The sequence below is a fragment of the Paenibacillus sp. Lou8.1 genome (assembly GCF_024213565.1).
In the GTDB taxonomy this organism is placed as follows: Bacteria; Bacillota; Bacilli; order Paenibacillales; family Paenibacillaceae; genus Paenibacillus; species Paenibacillus polymyxa_B.
On the sequence record NZ_JANAVN010000039.1, the window covers coordinates 1 to 903 of the forward strand.

Annotated in this window: 1 protein-coding gene; it reads right to left on the bottom strand. The window is 53.9% G+C overall.

Features of this window, described 5'->3' with window-relative positions:
• On the bottom strand, positions 1-903 hold a 903-nt coding region (locus tag NLX78_RS26350; RefSeq protein ID WP_254351923.1), incomplete at both ends, for a condensation domain-containing protein.

Here is a 903-nt window from a genome sequence, read left to right on the forward strand (position 1 = left end):
CTGGAAAGAATCTGTTTTATGCGGCAGTCGAATAGCTGTGCCTGTTTGACCTGCAACAGCCTGCTCATAACCGGATGCCAAATCCTCCAGCAAAATACGCCACGATACACCGTCCACAACCAAATGATGAATCACGATTAGCAAATGATCGCCCTCAGCGCAATGGAACAGACCGAGCTTCACAAGTGGACCCTCGCTCAAATGAATGCTCGCTTGAATTTCACTCGCCTTAGCTTCTACAGCGGTGAATTCGTCTTCCACTCCGCTAAAATCTATAATGTCCAGCGTGTATAGCTCGCCTTCCTCCACACTGCGGTTCCAAGCGACATAACCCTGCTCCGTCTCACGGAATACCGTGCGCAATGCGTCATGATGCTGGACAATACGTTCCATCGTACGGCGCAACGCTTCTATGTCAAACCGCCCAGCTCGATACAGCATCATCGCCTGGTTGCTGTGGTGCAGGTCTACCGGCTGCTGCTCGAAGAACCACCGCTGAATGGGTGTCAGTTCCACCTGGCCTACGACTTCTTCCTGACTGGCCATCTTGCCATCTGTACGAAGTAAAGGACTGAGTGACGCTACCGTCGGATTGCTGAACAAATCTTTCATGTCCAGTCGATAGCCTGCTTGCAACAATCGGGACGACACTTGCAGTGCTTTGATCGAATCGCCGCCCAGTTCAAAGAAGTTATCCTGCGTACCTACGGCTTCTGCGCCCAGCACCCCAGCCCACACCGAAGCTAATACTTGTTCCACCGTAGTTCGCGGGGCCACATAGGCTGCTCCCGTATGGATGCTGCCTTCCGGCTCTGGCAAGGCCTTGCGGTCGATTTTGCCGTTGCTGGTCAGAGGGATCGTCTCCAGTCGCATCAGGCGTGCTGGCACCATGTGCGCTGGCAG